General features: G+C 57.0%; 10 protein-coding genes and 1 pseudogene. All 11 read left to right on the top strand.

The window, feature by feature from the left end; translation table 11 throughout:
- Positions 1 to 1,019 precede the first annotated feature (1,019 nt).
- Entirely contained in the window at positions 1,020 to 2,588 is a 1,569-nt protein-coding gene (locus IDH45_RS32255) for a sigma-54 interaction domain-containing protein (protein WP_190932268.1), read from the top strand.
- A 295-nt stretch (positions 2,589 to 2,883) separates the two neighbouring features.
- Positions 2,884 to 5,142 (top strand): helix-turn-helix domain-containing protein, encoded by a 2,259-nt coding sequence (locus IDH45_RS35155; protein ID WP_190932267.1) that lies wholly within the window; start codon positions 2,884 to 2,886, stop codon positions 5,140 to 5,142.
- 984 nt (positions 5,143 to 6,126) lie between these two features.
- Positions 6,127 to 7,083 carry an ABC transporter permease gene (locus IDH45_RS32245; RefSeq protein ID WP_190932266.1) on the top strand — a complete coding sequence of 319 codons (957 nt, stop codon included), beginning with the start codon at positions 6,127 to 6,129 and terminating at the stop codon, positions 7,081 to 7,083.
- A 15-nt stretch (positions 7,084 to 7,098) separates the two neighbouring features.
- Positions 7,099 to 7,992, top strand: coding sequence for a carbohydrate ABC transporter permease (locus IDH45_RS32240; RefSeq protein WP_223837216.1), 894 nt, complete (start codon positions 7,099 to 7,101; stop codon positions 7,990 to 7,992).
- A gap of 83 nt (positions 7,993 to 8,075) precedes the next feature.
- Entirely contained in the window at positions 8,076 to 9,665 is a 1,590-nt protein-coding gene (locus tag IDH45_RS32235; RefSeq protein ID WP_190932264.1) for an extracellular solute-binding protein, read from the top strand.
- 21 nt (positions 9,666 to 9,686) lie between these two features.
- Positions 9,687 to 10,982, top strand: a complete 1,296-nt coding sequence (locus IDH45_RS32230; RefSeq protein ID WP_190932263.1) for a sulfatase-like hydrolase/transferase — start codon at positions 9,687 to 9,689, stop codon at positions 10,980 to 10,982.
- Between the two features lie 105 nt (positions 10,983 to 11,087).
- Entirely contained in the window at positions 11,088 to 13,904 is a 2,817-nt protein-coding gene (locus tag IDH45_RS32225; protein ID WP_190932262.1) for an alpha-mannosidase, read from the top strand.
- Between the two features lie 58 nt (positions 13,905 to 13,962).
- The gene (locus IDH45_RS32220; protein ID WP_190932261.1) at positions 13,963 to 15,231 is read left to right on the top strand and encodes a glycoside hydrolase family 125 protein; all 1,269 of its coding nucleotides are present in this window, start codon (positions 13,963 to 13,965) and stop codon (positions 15,229 to 15,231) included.
- A gap of 61 nt (positions 15,232 to 15,292) precedes the next feature.
- Positions 15,293 to 16,813, top strand: a complete 1,521-nt coding sequence (locus IDH45_RS32215) for a sulfatase-like hydrolase/transferase (protein ID WP_190932260.1) — start codon at positions 15,293 to 15,295, stop codon at positions 16,811 to 16,813.
- Between the two features lie 10 nt (positions 16,814 to 16,823).
- Entirely contained in the window at positions 16,824 to 19,985 is a 3,162-nt protein-coding gene (locus IDH45_RS32210) for a beta-galactosidase (protein ID WP_190932259.1), read from the top strand.
- Between the two features lie 1,027 nt (positions 19,986 to 21,012).
- Positions 21,013 to 21,471, top strand: a pseudogene (locus IDH45_RS32205) (reverse transcriptase domain-containing protein); the annotation flags it as partial.

Raw genomic sequence — 21,471 nt, 5'->3', positions numbered from 1 at the left:
GCTCTTATCCGCTCAGCAACCTCCTATCCGCCAGCGAGCCTTATTCCACTCAGCAACCCTTGTCCACCAAATGAGCGTGATATGACGCGATGAGGGGTAAGCGGACGTTGTTGTTCGACGTGACTGGGCGTACTAGGAGTAACATTAGAGGTAGTTGGGCGTGATTTGGCGTACTAGGAGTAACATTAGATGTAACTGAGCTTGATTTGACGTGATGAGAGGTAAGCGGACGTTGTTGCTCGACGTGACTGGGTGTACTAGGCGTAACCTTTAGAGGTAGTTGGGCGTGATTTGGCGTACTAGGAGTAACATTAGATGTAACTGAGCTTGATTTGGCGTGATAAGAGGTAAGCGGGCGTTGTTGCTGGACGTGATGGGGTGGTTGGGCGAACTTTAGCGCGAATTAGCAGTCTTTTGGGACTCTTATTTTTCACCATTCGCCCGTCCTGGAGTAAATAAGTGATGTTTGGGGCCGTTATTTCGGGCTATATAAGCGAAAAGGGCTGACTGGCCTCGATATAAGAGTCCCAAACATCCTTTAATTTGCTCGGATTGCCGTTTTTTCAAGAAATAACGGTCCCCAAAAGCTCTTATTCGCTCAGCAACCTCCTATCCGCCAGCGAGCTCTTATTCCATTCAGCAACCTCCTATCCGCCAGCGAGCTCTTATTCCACTCAGCAACCTCCTATCCGCCAGCGAGCTCCTATTCCACTCAGCGACCTCCTATCCGCCAGCGAGCCTTATTCCACTCAGCAACCCTTGTCCGCCAGCGAGCTCTTATTCGCTCAGCAACCCTTGTCCGCCCAGCGAGCTCTTATTCGCTCAGCAACCTCCTGTCCGCCCAAGCCAGCTCTAATTCATTCGGCAACCTCCTATCTGCCGAGCAAGCGCTTATCCGCTTAGCACCGCCTGTCTATCCGCCCAGTAACAGTAACTCCCTCTTTCCGAATGGCTGCGGACAAGCCTTGCCTTTCGTGCGGGCGAGCAATACCTATTATCTTCCGGCAGGAGAAGAAGCGATGAGAATATCGAAGGGCGGCTGGGTTTCCCAGTTGCTGAAGCAGTCGGCCCGGGAGAGAGACCGCGCGGCGCAGGAGCTGCGGCTCTACAAAGTGGCGCTGGAAAACGCATACGAAGGGCTCGTCATCTGTGATCGCGAGGGCCGGATTTTGACGCTGAACGACACGTATGCGACGCTGCTCGGAGTGCGGGCGGCCGACGTGATCGGCAAGCCGGTGGCGGACGTCATCGAGAATACCCGGATGCATATCGTGGCCAAGACCGGCAAGGCGGAAATCGCCGACCTGCAGCTCGTGAAGGGGCGGTGGATGATCGCGACGCGGATTCCGATTCGCGACCAGGCCGGGAACGTGATCGCAGTAGCGGGCAAAGTCGTGTTCCAGGATCTTGATAATTTGTTTCAGATGAACACCCGGTTCAAGGAAATCCGCAAACAGCTCCATCAGCCGGCCGATAAAGGGAAAAGCGCCGCTTCGGCGAAATACGGTATGTCGCACATTATCGGGGACGGCGAACCGATGCGGTCCGTGAAAGCGATGGCGGTTAAGGCGGCGAAGACGAACGGGGCGGTGCTGATTACCGGCGAGAGCGGAACCGGGAAAGAACTGTTCGCGCATGCGATTCACCGGGAAAGCTCCCGCTACTCCGGCCCGTTTATTACGGTTAATTGCGCTGCCGTACCGGAGCCGCTGTTCGAGTCGGAGCTGTTCGGCTATAAGGAAGGCGCGTTTACCGGCGCCGTTAAGTCGGGCAAAAAAGGGAAGTTTGCGCTGGCTCATAAAGGCACCCTGTTCCTGGACGAGATCGGCGATATGCCGCTCCAGCTGCAGGCGAAGCTGCTTCGCGTCTTGCAGGAGAAGGAGATTGAGCCGGTAGGAGCGGCCTACCCCGAACCGGTGGACGTCCGAATTGTAGCCGCAACGAATCAAAATCTGGCCCGTCTGGTCGAACAGGGCAAGTTCAGGCGGGACTTGTATTACCGGCTCCACGTGATTGAGCTGCGGCTTCCCCCGCTGCGCGAGCGAAAGGAAGACATACCGGTACTGGCCGAATTTATCCTGAAAAAGCTGGCGCGGGACAACGGACTCCATACGGTGCAGGCCGACGCCGCAGCGATAAGAAGGCTGCAAAGCTGCGATTGGCCGGGCAACGTCCGGGAGCTGAGCAACGTGCTGGAACGGGCGCTGCTGTTCATGGAAGGCTCGGTTATCCGGGAAGAGGATCTCGGCCTGCCTCCGTTCGCGCACGGGGCTGACGGTGCTCCGGCAACCGGGAGATCCGAATCGGAAGAAGGCGGGATACGGGCGGCGGAGATCCAGGAGAAGGATGGCGATCCGGGGAGGATCGTATCCGCGCAAGGAGTAACGTCGGGCGCGGCGCCGGACAACGCGGAAGCTTCCCCGGCTTACAGGGAACAGGAGCCGTTGAAGGAACAGGTACGGAGACTGGAGAAGGAGCTGATCGCCGGGGCGCTCCGGCTCGAGAACGGCGACAGCCAGGCGGCTGCCCGAAGGCTCGGTATGGGCAAGTCGAGTTTTTATAAAAAGCGCGGCGAGTACGGGTTGTAACAGATGGTCTGCCATCCGGCGAATACGGCTGGAAACGCGTCCCACAAGCCAAATCCCTTTCCTCCAACAAAACGAGAGGGAAGGGATTTCGGGCTTTTTTACCGGCTATTACTGACAACGCCAGCGGCGGACAAATCGCGTTTCGTTAATAACCGTTCTACCTCCGTTTCATTAGAGGCGATCCGCTCGGCGTCCATTGCCGGATAACCTGGCCGCCGGGCGTCCGATTGTACGAAGAGAACTTTTTTGCTTATAATGAACCTACGACGACTGACCGCGAAAGGAGGACAACCCGGTGAAACAAAGCGGAAAGCGCTCCCGTTTATTCAAGCAAATTTTATTGTCGCATGTGCTCATTTTCGCGATCCCGTTTATCGTCCTTAGCAGCGTCGTCTACTATAACGCCGTTGTCCGTTTTAAGAGCGAAACCGAGTCGTCCAGCCTGTATAAGCTGACACAGGTTATGAATACGTTCGACCTGATCGCGCGCGGATTGGACAACACGGCGTCCCGAATATCGATCGATACCCGTTTGACCCCATTTATGGTGAAAAACGGCATATATAAAGAAATTGAAGCGATCGAGGAGCTGGGCAAGTATAAGGCCAACAATACGATCGTCGACGATCTGGCCCTTTATTTTCACGGGGATGAACGGCTCTACTCCTCAAGCGGCATGAATTCGCTGGATACGTTTACGAAGCAAGTATACCGGTTCACCGATCTGGACGGAGCCCGATTGGGCGCGCAGCTGAACGAAACCCGCTTTCCCGCGATCCGCCGGGCTCAAGCCCAGTTGTCGGGAAGCGAGAACGCGCAAAACGTGCTGACCTATATGTTCCCGATTCCGCGCAACAGCCAGTCGCCTTATGCGACGGTTCTTTTTCTGATCCGCGAGTCGATGATGACCGATCTGGTCGGACCGATTCTCGGCGATTTTAACGGAAGCGTATACGTATCCGATACAGAAGGCCGAATCATCGCTTCGCGCAGCCGTGAGATCAAGCTGACCGATGCCGAAGCGGCCAAGCTGTCCGAGGCTAACGACGGAGAAGGCGTCCATGACGTCTCTTACGATAACGAGCGCTACTCGCTGATGAAGGTCAAGTCCGAGGTAAGCGGCTGGTCGTATGTCATCGTTATGCCGACAAGCCAGTTTCTCGGGCGCGTGCTGGAGATGCGTACCTTTATCGTTCTCATCTGCCTTGCTGTCGTCGCTTTCGGGATCGCCACGGCGGTGCTGCTCTCTACAAGACAATACCGGCCGATTCGCCATATCGCCGAGCATGTGCGTCCGCTGGCTGGACGGCTGCAAGGAAGCGGGGAGCGGCGCGGCAATGAGCTTGATTTGATCCGCGATACGGTGCAGGCGACTAAAGATTTGATGGAACAGATCGATGAGCAGCGTCCGATCGTGCGTGAGCAGTTTTTCGTCAAGCTGCTGAGGGGCGCGCTGCGCGATGCTGGCGAAGTCGACACTTTTATGGAGCGGGAAAATCTGGCGATTTCCGGAAAAACATGCTTCGTGGCCGTCGTATCGATGGAAGGGAACGACTATGTCTCGACGCAAAACCGGGAGGAGCTGCTCCGTTTATTAAGCGAAGTGGAATTGCCTCAAGCGGTCGGCTACGGAGTCGAGATGATTCAGGACAACGCCATCGTCATCCTGGTCGCCTTTTCCGGCGAGGAAGAAGCAAACCGGGAGCTTCAGGGGCACATTGCCCGGGAAATTGCCCGGCAGTTCGAGGCGTGCTGCGGCATCAAACCTACGATCGGTGTCGGCACTCCGGTATCCGGACCGCTTGAGGCCAACCGGTCCTATATCGAGGCATCGGCGGCGATCGAGCACAATATGCGGGCTCATAGAGGAGACATTATTTTCTTCGACGAGCTGTCGCAGTGGCAGGAGAGCAATGACTGGTATTCCGTCGAGGAGCAGATCCGTCTGGTCCAGAGTATGAAGCAGGGCAACAAAGTGGCGGCCGGGGCGGCGCTCGACAGCTTGATGAACGATTTGCGGGGCAAACAGGTGTCTTTGTTTTATTTGCGCTGCATGTGTTTTGATTTGATCAACACGTTCCTGCGGACGATGAACGAGCTGCAGGTGAACATTCAGCCGGAGCACCGCCAGGGCTTGACTGAATTTACGACGCTGGAGCAGCTCGGCGCGGGCATGTACAGCTTAATTGAAGATATATGCAACCATGTGAACGCCAACAAAGAAAACAAAAACAGCGAGCTTGGCGACCGGATTCGGAGTTATGTGCAGGCCAATTTCAAAGATTACGATCTGAACCTGGAAAAAATATCCGATCATTTTCAAATGTCGCTTTCTTACTTCAGCCGCTTTATGAAAGAGCAGACCGGCTATACGTTTACCGATTACGTTACCCATCTGCGCATGGAGGAAGTGAAGCGCTTGCTCAAAGAGACGGATATTCCGATCAAAGATATCGTTGCGAGCGTAGGGTATGCAGACGTCCCTAACTTTATGCGTAAATTTAAAAAATCGGAGGGGCTGACCCCTGGACAGTTTAGAAAGCTGTATTCTTAATCCGGGGCGGAGCGGGTCACCCTCCAGTTCCTGCATCAACATAACGGGACTGTCGGCGTGTATGGAGTCAAATCAGACCGTGTTCCGCAACAATTAATCCGATGAGTATCCACTATTGGCGAAGGAATGGATTAATGTGTCGAATCTATCTTGCGGAGGTAATTCCGGGCACTTATAAGTGCACAGGGTACTAAGGTTATCTGTTGCCGCTGTATGATAGTTAAGACCGTTTTTCATGGATTTTAGTGGGTTTGCATATTTAGGGGGGGTCCACATCGATTTAGAAGGTTTTATTAATTTGAGTTTGTTGGCAATCGTGCTGATTGTGCCTGTATGTTTTGCGATTCTAAGAAGAAGCAAGGTTTTTAAGAAATCCGCTTTAATGGTACAGTCGCTTGCTGTAGGGTTTGGGTTATATGTGATCGCTTCCATTGTATCGTTTTTGGTGTATACCGACCCTTTGAATATACTCGTCTTCTTGGTTCTTTACACGGCAGCTTTTATATTGAGCAGTCTTGTAAATGTCGGTTTCATCTTCATTCGAAAACGTAAAGTGTAAGAGTTATATATATCACACGTCCCCGTTAGCTTCGGCTGGCGGTTTTTTTTATTCGCTCCCGTTCCATACAGCAAGCGGCATACTTGGCGCCGGAACGCGTTATCTTCAAGCAGCCGGTTTCCCGAATCTCGTTTTCGGGGAGCCGGCTTTTTGTCGAACTTTGTTCACCGGATACGCTCCGGTCCGGGACATGTCTCATTGTCCGTAACGGCTGAACCTCTCAACAAGCCCCCGAATATGCCCGATTCCGACAATTTTCCGAATGACAATCGGCCTCAAAACTTACATATATACACCGCAGTCCCTACTGCCGCAACGGATGTCATGGGGGACAAGTCGGCTGCACGAACAACAAATTTACGAAAGCGCTCTCCCGGGATAAGCTTGCTAACATAGACCGCGAAAGTGGAGGGGGAGAAACATCCATGACAGTCAAAACGGAGCCGCTCGCTCAAGGCGCCGAACGCGCATCGCGGCGAAACAGCGGTTGGAAGTCGATTCGCAAAAACTGGGAGCTGTATCTATTCGTACTGCCGACAATTGCTTACTTTATCGTCTTCCATTATTTCCCGATGTACGGTCTGCAGATTGCATTTCGGGATTACACGCCAAGTCTTGGCATATGGAACAGCCCATGGGTCGGGCTCGAACATTTAAAGCGATTTTTCGATTCTTACTATTTTTGGACCCTTATTAAAAATACGATTGGGATCAGCCTGTATGAGCTGATTGTCGGTTTTCCGGTGCCGGTCCTGCTGGCCTTGGCGATTAACGAGCTGAAAAACGGAGCGTTCAAAAAATGGGTGCAAACGATCACGTACGCACCTCACTTTATATCCGTAGTCGTCATGGCCGGGATGATCATCGCGTTTCTCGCGCCGGGAAGCGGTATTATCAATCTGGCGATCAAAGCGCTGGGCGGTGAGCCGATCCCGTTTCTGACCGAGCCGGGCTGGTTCAAGACCGTATTCGTTATGTCGGGCGTGTGGCAGAATATGGGCTGGGGGACGATCATTTATTTGGCTGCGCTCGCCGGCGTCGATCCGCAGCAGCACGAAGCGGCGATGATGGACGGAGCAACCCGGATACAGCGCGTCTGGCATATCAATCTGCCCAGCATCGTGCCGACGATGGTCATCCTGCTGATTTTGAATGTCGGCAGCTTCATGTCCGTCGGATTCGAGAAAGTATTTTTGCTGCAAAACCCGTTAAATCTGCAAACATCGGACGTCATCTCCACTTACGTATACCGGAGCGGACTTGTCCAAGGCCAGTTCAGCTTCTCGGCTGCGATCGGCCTGTTCAACTCGGTAATTAACTTTATCCTGCTGCTTACCGTAAACCGGATCGCCAGACGGGTAAACGAAACGAGCCTATGGTAAGGGAGCGTGGTAATAATGATTAGAGAATCGTGGTCGGACCGTGTGTTCAACTTCATTAACAAATTGTTTCTGTTGGGAGTGCTTATTGCCGTATTGTATCCGATCATCTATGTCATCAGCGCTTCGATCAGCGATCCGGTCTACGTCAATCAAGGGAAGATGTGGCTGTTCCCGCGAGGCATTACGTTCGAAGGTTACCAGCGCGTCTTCCAGAACCCGGAAATCTGGTCGGGGTATCGCAATACGGTGCTGTACACGCTGGGCGGCACGTTCATCAACCTGTTGTTTACCGTTCCCGCCGCCTACGCGTTATCCCGCAAAGATTTGCTGGGACGCGGGCCGATGATGGGCCTGATCGTGTTTACGATGTTTTTCGGCGGCGGACTCGTGCCGACCTTCTTGCTGGTCAGCGAACTGGGCATGCTCAATACGGTATGGGCGCTCGTCATTCCGAATACGGTGGCCGTGTACAATCTGATCATCTGCCGCACGTTTTTCCAGATGAATATTCCGCGGGAGCTTCAGGAGTCGGCGGAAATCGACGGCTGCTCCAATACGATGCTGTTCATTAAGATCGTGCTTCCCTTGTCCGCTCCGATCATCGCCGTCATGGCGCTGTATTACGGGGTGGCGCACTGGAACAGTTACTTCAGCGCGATCATTTATTTGAAGGATCGCAGCTTGTACCCGCTTCAACTGATCCTGCGGGAAATTCTCGTGCAGAATCAGATGAGCGACGCGATGCTGATGACGGGCGACGACATGGAAGCGATGGCGAAGCAGGCACGGATCGCGGACATTATCAAATACGCCGTCATGATCGTATCGAGTTTGCCGATCATTATCGTCTATCCGTTCATGCAGCGCTTCTTCATGAAAGGCGTGCTGATCGGTTCGGTCAAAGGCTGAGCCGCAGCCGCCGTCTAAGTTCGTGAACAACGGCGACAAGCCGTTCTTCATATAGATACCGATATGGGAAGGGGTTAAGCAAGATGAAAAAATGGTTGAAGACAATTATGGTTACGACTGTGGGAGGCGCCGTGCTGCTGGCTGGCTGCAGCGGAAAAACCGAGGAGCCGAAAGCGGAAAACGGGCAGGCGAAAAATTTCAATGCCGAAGGGTACCCGGTCGTTAACGAGAAAATAACGCTGAACATGATGGGATCGAAAGCGGCTATCCACGGACCTTGGAACGAAATGGTGTTGTTCAAGGAAATGGAGAAAATGACGAACATTCATTTCGAGTTCAACACTCCGCCGCAGGCGAATTACCAGGAGGCGAAAAACCTCGCTTTCGCGAGCCGCCAGCTGCCTGACGTCTTTTTCAATTCGCTGCTTACTCCGGACGATGAAGTTACTTACGGCAGCCAAGGGTATCTGATCCCGCTCGAAGAGCTGATCGAGAAATACGCGCCTAACCTGAAGAAGCGGATGGAAGCCAATCCGGATATTAAAAAGTCGATCACGACGATGGACGGTCACATTTACGCGCTGCCGCTTATTATCGACCAGCCGCGGGCGTTCGTCCCGAACCGGCTCTGGCTGAACGGCGACTGGATGGAGAGCCTCGGCATTACGAAGCTTCCGGAGACTACGGACGATTTTTACGAGCTGCTGAAGCAATTCAAAAACGGAGACCCGAATAAAAACGGCAAAGCCGACGAAATTCCGATGTCCAACGTTAAGCTGAACAACCTCGAAGGTGTCCTGCTTCCGGCATTCGGCCTGCTCGGCCGCGAAGTGGAAGTGAAGGACGGCAAGGTCCGCTTTAACCCGGTTCAGAACGAGTACAAGGAATATTTGAGCTACTTGAACAAACTGTTCAGCGAAAAGCTGCTGGATAACGAAATGTTCGTGCAAACGTCCCAGCAAATGGCGGCCAAAGGCAATTCGAATCAAGTCGGCGCGTTCGTGGGATCAGCTCCCGATCTGGTGCTGAAGGTGGCCAAGCCGGAAGACAACTACAAACATCCGATGCTTGCTCCGCTTACAAGCAAGTTCAACAGTGAAAAGCTGACGATGCGCGCCTCGAACATTCGCCGCGGTACGTTCGCGATTACGAGCAATAACAAACATCCGGAAGCGACGATGCGTTGGGTCGACTACTTGTATTCGGATGAAGGCAGCCGCCTCGGCTTCCTCGGCAACAGTTACAAATGGCTGGACGACGCCAAAACAAAATGGACGTTCGTTTCTCCGGAAGGCGTGAACGCAGAGGAATACCGCGCCAAGCTTACGCCGGACGTAGGCGGCCAGCTTCCGCTGATCAAGGAGAGAGAGTTCGACTCGAAGCGCGACAACGGCAAAGGTCTGGATTACAACAAGATGGTCGACGAAAAGCTGAATCCGTATGCGAAACGAGAATATCCGGACGTGTACTTCAGCAGCGAAGAACAAAAACGGTTGAACGTCGTCAAAACCGACATCAAGACGTACGTAGAGCAGATGGAAGCGAAATTCATCGTTGGCCAGGAGCCGTTCACGAAATGGGACGACTACGTGAATACGATCAAAAAGATGGGTCTCGACGAAATGCTGAAAATTTATCAAGACGCTTACGACCGCTGGAATAAAAACAAATAATGCTGTAAAGGTGTGATCGCTATGTCAAAGCCGAATATCGTAGTTTTTTACTGCGACGATTTGGGGTACGGCGATTTGGGGTGTTACGGGTCCGATGCGATCCGTACCCCTCATCTGGACGCGCTGGCGGCGGATGGGGTGCGTTTCACCGACTGGTACTCCAATTCGCCCGTCTGCTCGCCGTCCCGCGCGGCTTTGTTGACCGGACTGTATCCGGCAAAAGCCGGAGTCAGCCATATTCTGGGCGGCAAGCGGGGAACCGGAGGACTGAAGCCGGGGGCGAAAACGCTCGCCGAGAGACTGAAGCCGGCCGGTTACCGGACGGCGCTGCACGGCAAGTGGCATCTCGGCTCCGCGGAAGGCGCCAAGCCAAACGCTCGCGGCTTCGACGAATATTTCGGCTTTCATGCCGGCTGTATCGACTACTACTCGCATATCTTTTATTGGGGCGTGCCGCATGTGAATCCGGTGCACGACCTGTGGAGCAATCGCGAGGAAGTATGGCACGACGGCGAATATATGACGCATCTCATTACCGACAAATCGGTCGAATTTATCGAGCGCAACCGCGAGCAGCCATTTTTCCTGTACGCGGCTTATAACGCTCCGCACTACCCAATGCATGCGCCGGACAAATATATGCATCGTTACAGTCATCTGCCGCGCGACCGTCAATTGATGGCGGCGATGATCTCGGCGGTGGACGACGGGGTCGGCGACATCGTAGCCGCGTTGAAGCGGGCCGGGGTATACGAGAACACGATCGTCTTTTTCTCGAGCGACAACGGTCCGTCTTCGGAGGCGCGCAACTATCTGGACGGCACGGAAGACGTCTATTACGGCGGCAGCGCCGGCATCTTCCGGGGGCATAAGGCGAGCCTTTTCGACGGCGGCATTCGCGAGCCGGCCATCCTCGTCTATCCGGACCGGATACCGGCCGGGCAAGTATGCGAAGAAGCCGGGATGATGGCCGACTTCGTGCCGACCGTACTCGAATTCGCCGGGCTTGCGGCTCCGGCGGCCGGAGAGATCGACGGCAGCAGCGTCGTGGCGATGGTGACCGAGGAGGCGGCTACGCCGCACCGCCAGCTGTTCTGGGAATACGGCAGCCAGCTCGCGGTCCGCGAGGGCAAATGGAAGCTGGTGCTCGGCGGCAAGCTGGACTTCGACCGGACGCAGCCCGACGCGGTTCATTTGTCCGATCTGGAAGCGGACCCTGGCGAACGCGTCAATCGGAAGGACGAATATCCCGAACTGGCGTCGCGTCTGGAGAAGGATGTGCGCGATTGGTACGCGGGACTCGTTCCCGCCGAGTAACGGAGAATTGGCAGATTCGCCTCCCTCGCTGAGGCGACTTACATGAAGAAGGTCGGAGAAGAGAGGGGCTCGCCTCTCTTTTCTCTTTCACAAGGAGGAATCGGAATGGATAGCAGCAAGAAAACTGCCCACATTATTTCGCATTCGCATTGGGACCGCGAATGGTATTTGCCGTTCGAGACGCACCGTCATTTGCTGGTTAAACTGATGGATACGCTGCTCGATACGATCGAGTCCGATCCGTCGTTCCGCAGCTTTCATCTGGACGGGCAAACGATCATCTTGGACGATTACTTGGCAATTCGCCCGGAACAGCAAGAACGGCTGGCCCGCCATATCCGCGAAGGACGTCTGATTATCGGCCCCTGGTACGTGCTCCAGGACGAATTTCTGACGAGCAGCGAAGCCAACGTGCGCAACCTGCAATACGGCCATCGCGACGCCGCCAAGTACGGAGAGGAAGTTGTGTGCAAAATCGGCTATTTCCCGGATTCGTTCGGCAATATGGGGCAAGCGCCCCAGCTGCTCCTGCAGGCGGGCATCGATACGGCCGTGTTCGGCCGCGGTGTAACGCCGACCGGCTTCAATAACTCGGTAGGGGATGCGGGCGAGTACGAGTCGCCGTATTCCGAGATGATGTGGAAGTCTCCGGACGGCTCGTCGGTGCTCGGCATTTTGTTCGCCAACTGGTATTGCAACGGCATGGAAGTGCCTGTCGATCCGGAACAGGCGAAAGCTTACTGGGATTCCAGGCTGGACAAAGCGGAGAAGTTCGCTTCCACGCCGCACCTGCTGTTTATGAACGGCTGCGATCACCAGCCGCTACAGACCGATTTGACGGAAGCGATCCGGACGGCGGAGCGTCTGTATCCGGATACCCGGTTCGTCCATTCCAGCTTCGAGGAGTATGTGCAAGCGGTGAAAGCGACCATGCCGGAGCGTCTGTCCGTGATCGAGGGAGAACTGCGCAGCCAGCGGACCGAAGGCTGGTATACGCTGGTGAATACGGCGTCTGCGAGAGTGTATCTGAAGCAGATGAACCATAAGGTGCAGACGTTGCTGGAGAAAGCGGCGGAGCCGCTCGCCGTGTTCGCAGCTTCTCTCGGCCATCCTTATCCTTCGCATTGGCTGGAATACGGCTGGAAGACGCTGATGCAAAACCATCCGCACGACAGCATATGCGGCTGCAGCGTCGACGAAGTGCACCGGGAGATGGTGACCCGCTTCGAGAAAAGCGGACAGGTGGCGGAGAACGTAATCGCTGAAAGCTTGCAGACGATAACTGGCCATATCGATACGTCGGCATTTGCCGGGGACGGAGCGGCAGGCGAAAGTGCGTTTCCGTTCACCGTATTCAACACGTCCGGCTGGGAGCGCAAAGGAACGGTTTCGGTCGAACTGACGGTCGGACACAGCTATTTCAGCGAAGGCGCACCAGACCGGCTCGCCCGGGAGCTTGGCGCGCTACCGCTGCCGACAGGGTTGCTCGTGGACGAGAACGGCCGGCCTGTACTCCATACGCTGGATGACCTCGGCGTCCAGTTCGGGTACGACTTGCCGGACGACAAGTTCCGCCAGCCGTACATGGGCCGCCGCATCCGCCTGACGTTCCATAGCGGAGCGGTGCCGGCGCTTGGGTACCGGACTTATGCGTGGGTAACGGGACAAGCAGCACATACGGCTGCGGCTGCTGAGGCAGTCGCCGGAGAAAAGGTAACGGCCGGAGAACGGACGCTGGAGAACCGGTATTTGAAAGTAGAGATCGAAGGCGACGGCTCGCTGACTGTGACTGAAAAAAGAACAGGGCGGATCTATGCGGGGCTCGGCGTTTATGAAGATACGGGGGATATCGGCAACGAATACATTTACAAGCAATCCGCCGACGGCTCCGTATGGACGACCGAAGGATGCGCCGCCGACATCCGCCTGACGGAGGACACAGGCTACCGCGCCGCTATCGAAATCGTTCATCGCATCAAGCTGCCCGCTTCGGCGGACGAGCGGCTGGAAGCGGAAATCGCCGGCATGGTCCCTTTCACGAGCCGGAAGGCTTGCCGTTCGTCGGCGACGGTGCCGATGGAGCTGCGGCTAATCGTCGAGCTGGAAGCAAACGGCAAAGGCGTCCGTCTGTTGTCGTCCTTCGACAACAAGGCGAAGGATCACCGTCTGCGGATGCTGTTTCCGACGGATTCGCGCTCGAGCGTTCATTATGCTGATTCGATCTTCGAGGTGGCGAGACGGGACAACGAACCTTCGGCGGAGTGGAAAAACCCGAGCAACTGCCAGCACCAGCACGCCTTTGCGAGTGTGCATGACGAGACGAGCGGACTGACCGTGGCGAACCGCGGCCTGCAGGAGTACGAGCTTGTGCGTGACGGCCGGTCGACGATTGCCGTTACGCTCGTCCGCTCCGTTGCCGAATTGGGCGACTGGGGCGTCTTCCTGACGCCCGAGGCACAATGTCTGCGGCCTTGCACCGCGGAACTGTATGTCATTCCGCATGACGGCGGCGGGGAAGAGCCGGCGTTCTCCGCTTACGCGGAAGCCTACAAATACCAGATTCCGTGGCAAACGATCCAGATCCGGCCGGACATGACTGAGGCTGGACGGGAACTTGCGGATCGCCATCTGCTGCCGGCGTCTTTATCGTTCCTGCAATGGAGCGGAGCGGGCATGGCGTTCTCGAGCCTGAAGCTTAACGAGCAGACGGGCGACTGGATGGCGAGATGGTACAACATGGGCAAGCGCGGCACGGAGCTTTCGTTCCGGATGAACGCGGTGATCGGCGCCGAATCGGCTTACCGGAGCGGAATTTTGGAGGATGCCGGTGCCGAGCTGGCCGCAGAGAACGGAGCGGAGCTGACGGCAGGCGGCTGCGAAATCGTAACGGTCGGCATTCGCCCGGCGAGCGTATCCCGCTGACACCGGTTCGGAGCTGAGCCGTAAAAATCGGAAACCATCGACAAGGGAGAGAGACACGATGACGATGCCCCCGGCTGTTCAACAGCTGCTGCGCGAGGCCGACGTGAAACTGGCTGACCGTCCGAAGCTGCTTCGTTTATTCAAACAATGCTACGTTAATACGATCGAAACGACTACGAAACGGCTGGCCGACGGCACGACCTTCGTCTTTACGGGCGACATTCCGGCCATGTGGCTGCGCGATTCCAGCGCCCAGGTCCGCCACTATGTGCCGCTGGCTGCAGAAGACGAGGAGCTTCAGGCGCTGATCGAAGGATTGCTGCGCCGCCAATTTTTTTACATCGGCATCGATCCTTACGCCAACGCGTTTAACGAGGAGCCGAACGGGCGGCGTTATGAGGAGGATCTGACCGAGCTGAGCCCGTGGGTATGGGAGCGTAAATACGAAATCGACTCATTATGTTACCCGCTGGAGCTGGCTTACGCGTATTGGAAGGCGACCGGGCGGGCCAGCGTGTTCGATGAATCGTACCGGGCGGCGGTCCGCTCGATCATCCGCCTGTGGACGACCGAGCAGCGCCATAGCGAGCAGTCCGGTTACCGGTTCACCCGGCTGACCGGTCCGAAATCGGACACGCTGCGCAATAATGGCCAAGGCATGCCGGTGCAATATACGGGCATGACCTGGTGCGGCTTTCGTCCGAGCGACGACGCATGCACGTTCGGCTACTTGATTCCGTCGAACATGTTCGCGGCGGTGGCGCTCGTTCATGTGGCGGAAATCGCCGAGGTCGTCTTTCAAGACGATTATTTGAAACGGGATGCGGCCCGGCTTGCGGAGGAGATCGAGTACGGCATCGAAACGTACGGCACGGTGTACCATCCGGAATTCGGTAAAATGTACGCTTACGAAACCGACGGCTTCGGCAACCATAATCTGATGGACGATGCGAACGTGCCGAGCCTGCTCTCGATTCCGTATATCGGCTACCGGAGCGCGGTCGACGAGATGGTGCAAAATACACGTAGGTTCATCCTGAGCAAGCGCAATCCTTATTACTACGAAGGAAGCGCCGCCCGGGGCATCGGAAGCCCGCATACGCCGGACCGTTATATATGGCATATCGCCTTGTCGATGCAGGCGCTCACGGCGACCGATCCGGGCGAAGCGGAAGCGCTGATTGAGACGTGCGTATCGACCGACGCGGAGACCGGATTTATGCACGAAGGGTTCCATGTCGACGATCCGGGCCAGTTTACGCGTCCTTGGTTTGCCTGGGCGAACAGTCTGTTTGCCGAAGCTGTATACAAGTGGATGAAGCGGTAACAGCCACAAGCTGAAAACAGCTGCCATAGTAAAATTCGTTATAACCGGAAGGAGCCAACGTATGTCTACCCCAACCAGCCAGAAAAAGACGGAGAGCCGTCGTCCGAATATATTGTTCATCCAGACCGACCAGCAGCGTGTCGATACGCTGAAAAGCTACGGGGGCCGGGTGTGCCAAACCCCGCATTTGAACCGGTTGGCCGAAGAAAGCGTCGTGTTCGACAACGCCTATACGAGCTGCCCGGTATGTACGCCGGCGCGCGCTTCGATGCAAACGGGGCTGTATCCGTTCAAGCACGGCATGCAGACGAACAGCTACGGCATGGGCAGCATGGTGCAGGAGCTGCCGGATACGCCGCGGCTGCTGAGCCGGCAATTGGAGCAGCAAGACTACAGTATCGGCTACACCGGCAAATGGCATCTCGGCTTCGGGCCGGAGATGGGCCAATATTTACGGGGCAATCTCGCGCACGTGCAGTTTGCGGACATTGCCGCAGGCATCAAGTCGCTGCCGACCGACGTCGGCTATGAAGGCGACGACTTCGCCGGTCACGGCGGCGGTGGAATGACCTACCCGCAGTTCCGCCAATATTTACAGGACAACGGCTTGACCTGGCAAGAGGAGAATAAGGTGAGCGGTCATTTCGAATGGCATTACGCGTCCGAGCTGACGTCTCCTGTCGAGTCGACGGTCGAGTATTTTCTGACCGAGCGGGCGATCCATTATATCGACGAGTTCCGCCAGCGGGACAAGCCGTTTTTCTTCTCGCTGAACTTCTGGGGGCCACATGAGCCGTACATCGCGCCGACCCGCTTCCTGGACCTGTATCGCGACGTGGAGCTGGAGCCTTGGCCGAATTTTTACGATGACCGTTCGGACAAACCGTCCATTCACAGCATCAAGAGGGGCAACACGAAGGAGTGGGCCGATTTTGTTCCGTATATCAAGCATTATTATGCGGCGATGAGCAGCATCGACGAGCAGATCGGGCGTCTGTTAGATTATTTGAAGCGCCATGATCTGTACGATAATACGATTATTATTTTTACCGCCGATCACGGCGAATCACTTGGCATTCATGGCGGTTTGTGCGACAAGTCGTTCTTCATGTATGAGGAAACGTGCCGCATCCCGCTGATCGTCAAGCCGGCTGCCGGACTGGACGGCTCGCGCAAGGAAGCCAGCTTCGTAGGCACGTGCGACATTCACGCTACGATTCTCGATCTGGCCGGGGCAGGGGCGCTGCCGGAAGGAACTGACGGCCGCTCGTTCGCGCCGATGCTGGCGGGAGGAACGGTGGAGAATTGGCCGGACAGCATCGTCACCGAAGGGGCGGGGCTGGAGGCGGCGATGTTCACGCAGCGCATGATCCGCAAGGGTCATTACAAATACGTGTTCAACTGTGGCGATCTCGACGAGCTGTACGATCTGCAGGCGGACCCGTACGAGATGACCAATCTGGTCGGCACAGAGGAGTACGGGGATCAGTTGGCCGGGATGCGGCAGGCGCTGGCGGATTGGATGACGCTGCACGACGACGGGCTGCTGCGGCAGTACAAGCGGATGCGAATCGAGCAGTAAGGAGGAAGATATGAATCGTACGATTTTATTTTACGAGCCCGGCTTCCCGCTGGCGTCCGAGGCGCCGGATATGGGGCAGCTCGAACGGCTCGCCGCCGCTGGCTCCCTGGTCGACGCCGAAGGGCTGGCCGAGGCGCTCGACGATTGCGAGGGCGGCTGCTTCGTCAATATGCACGCTCCTTATTTTCCGAAGCTCGCCTGGCGTGCGATTCTCCAGTTTCTGAAACGCGGCGGCGGTTTGGTCAGCGCAGGCGGAGCGCCTTTCCGCCTGCCGGTAAGCCGCAAGGACGGTGAGTGGGCCGTGGAGGCCGAGCAGACGGCCTATCATCGCCAACTGCTGATCCATGAGGCGATGCCGATCGACCCGTCGCCGATCGTACGTCTCGTTGCGAACGGAGATATTCCCGTCGCCTCTCCTTACATGGAGGCGTTGACGGTCGAGCCGACCTGCAGCTTGATTATGCACGTCACCCGGCAAAGCGATATTCCGCATGAAAGCGGATCGGCCGGACCGATGGACGCGCGTCTGGTTCCGCTTGTGAAGGGCGTCGCGGCGGACGGCCGCGAGGTGGCGGCGCCGGTCGTGCTGCTGGAGCATGCGAAGGGCGAATTCGCCGGCGGCCGCTGGCTGTTCGTGAACCAGCGGCTAACGTCCAGCTTCTGGGCGAAAGCGGGCGAGGAGGCGATTGCCGCTTGGGCCCGCTTCTGCTCGCACGGCGTCGCCGAGATGTGGCTGCTGCCGCTGTATGCCGCCTATGAGCCGGGAGACCGGCCGAAGTTTCGCTGCCAGATGCAGCAGCTCGGCCGGGGACGGGCGGATGGGGCTGCCACAGGCGCCGGAAGCAGCTGGAGCTGCACGTTCCGCTTCGGCAAGCCGTCGCCTGACGGCGGCATCGCGTCGGGATCGCCGGAATGGACGCATACGTTCGAGTGGAACGGCTCCCGGGAGCTGGCGGTCATTCCGCTGCACGTTCCGGTCGAGCTGAGTCCGGGGCTTTACAGCGCCGAGCTGACCGCCGTCTCTGACAACGGAGAGAAGCGCGTGCTGCGTCAGGCCGTGTGGGGGTTCGATCGCGAGCTGCTGGCGCAGGGCGAGCCGCTCGTATGCGGCCGCGATTATTTTCGCAAGGAAGGCCGGCCGCTGCCGATCGTCGGGATGACCTACATGACGTCGGACGTGGCGCGCAAGTTTTTGTTCCTGCCCAACGTAGCGGTATGGGACCGGGACATGGCCGAGATGAAGCGGGCCGGGATCAATCTGATTCGAACCGGGCTGTGGACCGGCTACCGCAATGTGATGTACGAGGACGGGCACCCTTCCGAGGAAGCGCTGCGGGCGATCGACGCGTTTATTTTAACCGCCAAGCGGCACGACCTGGAGGTGACGTTTAATTTTTTCGCCTTTACGCCGGAGCTGTGGGAAGGGACGAACCCGTACCTCGATCCGCGCAGCGTGGCGGCGCAGAAACGGTTTATCGCGGCGATCGTGTCGAGGCATCGCGAGACGACGAACGTGCATTGGGATTTGATCAACGAGCCGTCGATGTTCGATCCCAAGCGTATTTTCGAAGGACCGCGAAGCAGCGGGGACGTTTATGAGCAGGCTGCCTACATCGGATGGCTGAAAGCCCGCTATGCGACGATCGGCGTGCTCCAGGAGCGATGGGGATATACGCCGGCCGAACTGCCCGGCTTCGAAGCGGTGCGGCCGCCCGAGCCGTCGGAGATCAATTTCGACATTCAGGACATGCATTCCGGCAAAAGAGGGACGCGCTGGCTCGACTACTCGCTGTTCGGCATGGAGATGCTGAACCGGTGGACGGAGGAGCTGAGCGCCACGATCCGCATGCTCGCTCCGGACCGGCTGATCACGGTCGGTCAGGACGAAGCGCTCGGCGCCCAGCGGCCTTCGCCGTTCCTGTACGAAAGCGCGGTCGATTATACGACGAATCATTCGTGGTGGCTGATGGATCAGCTGGTATGGGACGGAATATTCGCCAAAGCGCCGCGCAAGCCGAACCTGATTCAGGAGACCGGCATTATGTACGTCGAGACGCCGGACGGCCGGGCGAAACGCTCGGAAGCGGAACTGCGCAACATTTTGGAGCGCAAATACGCTTACGCGTTCTCGACCGGCGGAGCCGGTGCGGTGCAATGGCTGTGGCATACGAATATGTATATGAACAACGTCAACGAATCGAATATCGGAGCTCTGCGGGCGGACGGCACCCAGAAGCCGGAAGCGGACGTGTCGTACGGCTTCGGACGGTTTATGGCTGCCATTCGCGATCTGTTCGAGGACCGGCGGCTGGAGGAGATCGTCGTCGTGTTCCCGTATTCGAACGATTTGTCGAACCGGAGGCTCGCGGTCGAAGCGACGAGCCGGCTGACGAGGGTGCTCGCCTACGAGCTGAACGCGCATTTCCGCGCCTTGGGCGAATACGAGCAAAGCGCGCTGAAGGATCACCCGCCGAAGCTGATCGTTGTGCCGAGCGCTCACAATTTCAGCGACGCGGCACTGCGGCAGCTAATGGATCATGTGAGCGAAGCGGGAGGCACGCTGCTGTTCACCGGTCCGGCCGGACTGAACGAGTATTGGCAGCCGGTCGACAGGCTGACGGGCCGGCTCGGGCCACGTAAGCTGGGGAATGTTCTGCGTGAAGAGGAACTGGCTGTCGGGGAATCAGTCGTGCGCTTATCGTTCGGGGAGCGCAAGATCGCGCAGCTGTGCAAGGAAACCGTCGCGGTCTCCGGTTCCGGGCGGGAAACGGATGAGGCGGAGGTGCCGGCTGGACTGACGGAGGTCACGCTTGGCGCGGGCCGTCTGCTGTGGACGGGGCTGCCGGTCGAGCTGAACGACCGGAGCGAAGCGGTGAACGCCCTGTACGGGCACGTGCTTGCAGATTGCGGCATCGCCCCGGAATTGGAGTGGGAGCTTGGCGGCGGGCTGCCCGGCGTATACGGCCGCAAGCTGGAGTTCCGCGACGGCTCGCTGTACGTGTTCGTATCGGAATACGGCCGCAGCGCCGCAATCCGGGTGAAGGACCCGATGTCGGGCCGCACCTATTCCTTCAAGCTCGAGAGCGAACGCTCGGTGCTGTTTGCGACGAACCGCGCGGGCGACCTGCTGGCCGTGTACCGGCCGGAGGAAGTCGATGTAAAGGTCGGCTGAACCTTCGCAGTCCTTTCATCGTTCGCCGGCTACGGGCTGCAGTCCCTCTGCCAGACACGTTGTGCAGATAGAGTCATTATGTTGATAGACTTGCTATGTTGATAGAGTCGTTATACCCCAAGACGTCTCCTGTTCGCTTCACTAGCGGACTTGGAGACGTCTTTGTCATCTATTCGAGGCGGGCTCACCAGCACGTGGTACACAAAGCAGACAAAAGGCGCGCCAATCTACCGCCGCATCCTGCTACCCGCACCTAGCCACAGTACCCAATTACCCACACCTAACCACCCGTATCGAGTTACCCGCACCCCGCTACCCGCACCCCGCTACCTGCACTCAGCCACTACATTCTGCCGCCCGTACCCAGTTACCCGCAACTGTCCCTGCAACCATCCCCCGCCCCTGCACAGAGTCAGGTGTTAAGAGCGGTTTGCACCCCTTATTTTGTCCAAAATCGGGCTCGAGGGGAGTTTAAGAGCGATTTGCAGCTGTGCGCGCCTAGCCAAGCTAGGCACAACTAGCTGATGAAAGTTCAGCCGGGGTAGGGGCCAAGCCGCCCCGTAGCTAGCAGGCAGACGCAGGAGAGATCCGGCGGCTGAAGCCCTGCGAAAAACTGCGCAAAGCGCAGGGAAGCGAATTCACAGGCCGTAATGGACCGACCGTGAATCCCGCCGCATCGTAAAAACGAACCCTCAGAGGACAAGAAGGTGCCGAGCCCCGGCAGCTCGGGCGAAGGCCAAGGAACGTGTGAAGAACTTGGAGTTACAGCACGGAAGAACCTTCCGGTGTAAAGGGATCGGCATGTGAATACAGTTGTGCTTGGAACTAGGGAGACCCTCCCCCGCACGGCAGCAAAGTGTCGTAAAGAGCAGACCGATAAGTCCAAAAGGTGAAACGGCGAGCTGCGGGAAGGGAGTCGGAGGGGGCCGTAGTACCAATGAAGCAAGGACAACATAACCTTGCGGAGGGAAGGGCGTCGAAAGACAATCCCCCACTTTGTTCACGGAAATCGAGGAGGTACGAGCAAGTGAATGCCGATCAAAGGCTAACTACACCCAAAAACAAAGTTCAAGAACTCCAGCGAGTCCTCTACACTGCGGCTAAGGAAAACCCAAAGCGAAGATTTCACGCGCTGTACGACAAAGTGTATCGGAAAGACATCATGGAAGAGGCATGGAAGCGGGTCAAGACCAACGCAGGAAGTCCCGGCATCGACAAGCTAACCATCGACCACATCGTATCGGAATATGGAGAAGGACGTTTCAAGGAAGAGACGGCGGAAATGCTGCGGAGTGGCGAATACCGGGCCAAACCTGTCCGGCGTCAGGAAATCCCGAAAGGGGATGGAAAGATGCGCCCGCTAGGCATCCCGACCGTACGGGACCGACTCGTGCAAATGGCGGCCAAACTGGTCATCGAGCCGATCTTCGAAGCAGACTTTCGTGACTGCTCCTACGGGTTCCGCCCCAAACGCAGTGCACATGGA

Source organism: Paenibacillus oceani, from assembly GCF_014705615.1.
Classification (GTDB): Bacteria; Bacillota; Bacilli; order Paenibacillales; family NBRC-103111; genus Paenibacillus_AB; species Paenibacillus_AB oceani.
Note: the sequence above shows the minus strand (reverse complement) of the source record. Positions and strands in the feature narration are given on the sequence as shown.